The sequence below is a fragment of the Planococcus sp. CAU13 genome, from assembly GCF_000775575.1.
Lineage (GTDB): Bacteria > Bacillota > Bacilli > Bacillales_A > Planococcaceae > Planococcus.
The window spans coordinates 1-5231 of record NZ_JRGN01000039.1 but is presented as its reverse complement, the minus strand read 5'-3'; the positions used below and the strand labels follow the sequence as shown (position 1 = coordinate 5231).

5 protein-coding genes are annotated in these 5231 nt (G+C 46.9%); 4 read left to right on the top strand and 1 reads right to left on the bottom strand.

What is annotated here, in order from left to right:
• Positions 1-328: 328 nt before the first annotated feature.
• Positions 329-877, bottom strand: coding sequence for an ECF transporter S component (locus KW93_RS01470; protein WP_033541183.1), 549 nt, complete (start codon positions 875-877; stop codon positions 329-331).
• A gap of 199 nt (positions 878-1076) precedes the next feature.
• Between KW93_RS01470 and KW93_RS01465 the strand changes: the two genes are divergently transcribed.
• The 4 genes from KW93_RS01465 (at position 1077) to KW93_RS01450 (ending at position 4914) form a co-directional block, all read left to right on the top strand.
• Positions 1077-3137 (top strand): GAF domain-containing sensor histidine kinase, encoded by a 2061-nt coding sequence (locus tag KW93_RS01465; RefSeq protein WP_033541182.1) that lies wholly within the window; start codon positions 1077-1079, stop codon positions 3135-3137.
• A 33-nt stretch (positions 3138-3170) separates the two neighbouring features.
• On the top strand, positions 3171-3668 hold the full coding sequence (locus KW93_RS01460) for an LURP-one-related/scramblase family protein (protein ID WP_033541181.1): 498 nt from the start codon (positions 3171-3173) through the stop codon (positions 3666-3668).
• A gap of 211 nt (positions 3669-3879) precedes the next feature.
• Positions 3880-4332, top strand: a complete 453-nt coding sequence (locus KW93_RS01455) for a helix-turn-helix domain-containing protein (protein WP_033541180.1) — start codon at positions 3880-3882, stop codon at positions 4330-4332.
• A 27-nt stretch (positions 4333-4359) separates the two neighbouring features.
• Positions 4360-4914, top strand: a complete 555-nt coding sequence (locus tag KW93_RS01450; RefSeq protein WP_033541179.1) for a GNAT family N-acetyltransferase — start codon at positions 4360-4362, stop codon at positions 4912-4914.
• Positions 4915-5231: the final 317 nt, after the last annotated feature.

Here is a 5231-nt window from a genome sequence, read left to right as displayed (position 1 = left end):
TTTGTGCGCGGGAAAAGACCAGTTGTGCTCAACTTAGTATGGATACGTTGAAAATGATATGTTTCTGTTTTCACAGGTATACTTTTTCAATTGGTCCCATACTGAAACAGTCATAATCTAATTCCACCCCATTCAAAGTTCAAGAGCAACAGCGGATGTTTTTCGCCATGCGAAAAACTCCAAGCCCTTAAGGAAACTTTCGCGTCCGCGAAAGCTTTTTCAATACCAAGAGATCTTGAACTTTTATCTAGCCTTTATTTCAGCAATAGGATACACAAAAAAGAAAGCTCCTATAGATAGAAGCTTTCCCCTTCAACAACTTTAACTTTTACAACCCTCTCTTAAAAAACGGCACCTTCTTCAACGCAATCACAACCGGAATGGCTACCAGCAAACCGACCGCATTTTGGATGAGATTGCCCGGGATGGAGGCGGCCGGGATGATGAAGTTGCCGAAAATGATGGCTTCCCCGACATAATAGACAGCGACCATCACCGGAATAGAGGCGACGGCAGCGATGATATTAAATGTCTTGCTGCCGCCCATGCGTCCGGCCGACCAGGCGATTTGGCCGACAATATAGCCCTGCAGGCCGCGGGCGACGAACGTAATCGGGGCCCACAGCGTCCAGCCGTTGATCAGGTCGAACAGACCCATGCCGACAGCCGCGGCAATTGCGCCTTTTTTCGGACCGAACAGCATCGAAATGATGAACAGCATGCCGGTCCCGAGGTGTACTAGGCCTCCGTTTGCTGCAATCGGCAATCGGATATTCAGTAATTGTGTGGCGACGAAAACCAGCGAAATGGCCATTGCCGTCAGAATCAGGTCAAATGTCTTTTTACCGGCAGCAGGTGCCGCAGTCGTTTTTTGCATAATCGTTACCTTCCTTTTATATCGGATTTTGAATGCTTTTTTGATTCCAGCTAACAATAGCAAAGTATTGACCCACTGAAAAGTGCCAATTATTGATAAATCTTAGGGGTCAGTTCGATAGATCGAAATGACTCAAGTAACAAACCCGCCTTTTTGATAAAATGGACAAAGTACGGAAGAGGGAATGGAGAATAATTTTATGGAAAATGAACAATCGAGATATTCGAGGCTTGCCAATATAACGCAGATCATCAATGCAAAACTGGAGCTGAAGGAAGTTTTGCAGCAGGTGACAACAGCGATTTCAGAGGAAATCGTCCAGTGCAGCGCTGTCGGCATCTATCTGCCCCAGGGGGACGGCACTTACCGCGGTTATGCGGGGAAGCCGGAAGTCATGAGCGGCATGACGCTGCAGATGCTGGTGATCGACCCGGTGACAGATCCCCTGGCTGCAGAAGTGATTGAGACCCGAAAGACTGTCTACATCCCGGACACCAAAACAGATGGCCGTCCGGATCCGAATTCAGTGGAATCCTTCCAGATCCGTTCTTTATTGGCGCTGCCGATTTCGTATAAAGAGGAATTATTTGGATTGGTGTTCCTGTTCAATTACGGAACGCCGATGAATCTGCGGCAATCTGAGATTGAAAGTGTGGAAGCGTATGTGAACATGGCTGGCGTGGCTATCCATAATGCGAAAATCATTGCGGAGAAGGAAAAATTGCTTAAGGAAAAACAGCTGTTATTGGATCTCAGCCAGGAGCTGTCGTTCTGTTCCACCATCAGGGAAAGCCTGAGAACCTGCTTTGCCTATTTGGAAAAAACCGCTGACGTCTGTGATTTTGCCGTGTATATCGTCAGATCTTCTTCGGCCAAAGAAGGCAGGCAGATTGAATTCTATAAGGCAGGCGAAAAGACGGAATCGGAATGGAATGAAAACCTGAAGCAGCTTGGTTTACTGGGAAGCTATACGGACTTGCTGAATGATGTTGTCTCATCGCGGAAGCGAATGCGTCTGCTCATGCCTGGCGATAAGGAAGGGCTGCTGTTTCCATTGGTTTCAATGGGCCAAGTGCAAGGGGTAATTTCAATAATCTGCAGGTACGATCCGAAAAAAGATTTTGAAAACCTGCAAATTCCTTTGATGCAATCAATAATCGATGCCACGGCACCGGAATTTTCGAATTTATTGTACATGGATCAATTGGAAGTGATGGTCGAAGAGCGGACGAGTGCGCTTTACGCTGCAAACAAGCGGGTCAACAGTGTCATTGAGAGTATTACGGACGGTTTTTTTGTGCTCAATAAAAACTGGGAATATGTCTATCTCAATAGGCATCAGTTTCTGCCGGGAGGGAAAAAGGTGGCAGAGGTGCTCGGCAAAAACGTCTGGGAAACCTATCCCGAGATGGTGGATACGATCATTTATACCGAATTTCACCGCGCGATGGAAGAAAGAGTCACCGTGCGCTTTGAGGCGCAGTCCGAAGCAGAAGACTACTGGTACGAAGTCACGGCGTACCCCTACGACGACGGAATCTGCTGCATGCTGAAGAATATCAAGGAAAAGAAGAAATATGAAAAAGAATTGAAACGCCTCGCCAATCTGGATTTGATCGGCCAGATGGCAGCGGGAATCAGCCATGAAATCCGCAATCCGATGACAACTGTGAGAGGGTTCCTGCAATTATTGAAGGCGGATGAATTATTGGCGCCGCATGCCGGGCATTTCGATTTGATGATCGATGAATTGGACCGCGCCAATGCGATTATCACTGAATTTCTGTCCGTCGGCAACACGCGGACGTCGGATATGAAAATGATGAACTTGAACACCATACTTCAGGACATTTCACCGCTGATCAAAGTAGACGTATTCAATCAAAACAAGCATCTTGAAATCTATACGCAGGAAATTCCGGATTTATTGCTTAACCATAACGAAATCAGGCAATTGATCATTAATCTGTACCGCAATGGACTGGAGGCGATGGAAGAAGGCGGGACGCTGACGATCGGCACTTACATGGAGGGAGATGGATGTACTGTATTGGCGGTTCAGGACGAGGGGAGCGGTATTGATCCCGCAATTATCGAAAAAATCGGCACGCCTTTCTACACGACAAAAGACGAAGGAACCGGGCTAGGCCTCGGCATTTGCTATGCTGTGGCAGCCCGCCATAACGCGAAGATTGATATTGAAACCGGGCCTGGAGGCAGCACCTTTTCCATAAGATTCCCTATTGATAAAACAGTGTGAAAAAGGATATGCTGGGTCAAAGGGGGAATTGGGATGAAAAAGCTTTACATGAAACAGAAGGTGTTCAGTCTCAGCGGCAAATTTACGGTAAAGGACATCGATCAGCAGGATGTCTATTACGTTGAAGGCAGTTTTATGCAAATCCCTAAGACATTCACAATTATGGATTCCTCGCGCAAGGAAATCGCACTGATCACGAAAAAAGTATTCAGCCTTTTGCCGAAATTCTTCGTCGAAGTGGACGGCCGTGAAGAGATGACGATCAATAAAGAATTCTCCTTTTTTAAAGCACGCTACACGATTGATGCAGCGGGAATCGATGTACGCGGCAATTGGTGGGACATGGATTTTGAGGTCTTACGTAAGGGGGAAGTTGTCGGTTCAGTGAGCAAACAATGGTTCACATGGGGCGACACATACGAAATGCAGATTCTGGATGAAGAGATGGAGCATCTTGTCATCGCGATTGTCGTGGCAATCGATTGTGTCAAGGCGGATCAGGCGGCGGCAGCTTCTGGTGGTGGTGCGTAAGCAATTCTTTAAGCACTCGGATGAAATTAATAACTGGAAGGAAAAGCGGCCGGAACTGGCCGCTTTTTTTATTTTATTTCTTACAGGAAGCCGTCAAACTAGAAATAAAGCCTGCGTGCAACTGCCGGTTGCGCGCTGTTGCAACTGAAAGTAGCTTTACTTCACATGGAATTATGCTCAAACTTAAAAGTATAGAAAGGCAGTGATTTGAATGACTTTTGGTGAACGGGTGAAAAGTGAAAGGGAGAGGAAGGGGTGGTCTCAAACGGAGCTTGCCGAAAAAATTCATGTCAGCCGGCAGTCGGTTTCAAAATGGGAGACGGGAAAGAGTCTGCCAAGCATCGAGGTTCTGATTGATTTGAGCGATCTGTTTGGAATAACAATAGATGAAATGCTGAGGAGTGACAGAGAATTGAAAGAAAAAGTGATTCAGGACAGCAGACAATTGGCTTATCCGAAATGGAAAGTTTTCTTTGACAGTGTGTTTTTGATCGGTGTGCTGTTATTGGCGGCCAAGCTTATTGCTTTCGTTATCAACTATTTTGCAGGGACGGATCTTTTGCTGATGGAAGGCGTACCAAGAATGGCGGCCAATTTCGGGCCATTGGCTCTGATGCTGATTGGTGGAATCGGCAGTGATTCATTAAAAGATAAATATCGCTGACGGCAAAGAAACGAAAGGGTGAGGGAAATGGGGAAGCTCTATATATTCGAATCCCAACGGCTCGGCTTCAGAAGATGGAAGAGTGACGATAGAGGAGAGTTTGCCCGCATGAACGCCGATCCGAAAGTGATGGAGTATTTCCCGGCAACACTGACGAGAACCGAATCGGACCGGCTGATTGACCGCTTCGAGCTGCATGCCGAAGAAAAAGGTTTCGGCATCTGGGCAGTGGAGCGCAAGGAAGACGGAGCGTTCATCGGCTTTATCGGTCTTTTGGAAGTAAGCTTTGATGCAGGTTTCCAGGGTGCCATTGAAATCGGCTGGCGGCTGGACAATAAGTTCTGGAAACGCGGGTATGCGACAGAAGGGGCGAAAGCAACTCTGGATTACGCGTTCGGCGTTTTGGGCATGGATGAAATCTGTTCCTTTACAGCGCGGATCAACCATCCGTCGGAAATAGTCATGCAGCGGATCGGAATGCAAAAAGCGGGGGAATTTGACCATCCGAAACTGGAGGAGAACAGTCCGCTGAAACGGCATGTACTTTATAAGGTTACTGCGGCCGAATACGCGTTGCAATGAGCGAAATGCATTGACTTATTCCTGCTCAGGGCTTATTGTTAAAGACGCGATGAGCTCATTTGCGTAAGACGGACAAGCATTCCCTTGAGGAACACGTTGTGGAGCGTGGCTTGAACGCCGCAAATATCGATACATCCTGCCTTTGGGCAGGGTGTTTTTTGTTTTTCGGGCAGATTGAGAGTTTGTGTGCGATTAAGTGGCACTAGCGTGCGTTCACAAAAAAATATAACGCCGCTACGCAATCTCGAGAATATATTTGTGATTTTTCTCCTTAATCCTGTCTAAAAACCGTTCGTAAAAGTGTACTTTTACGAACG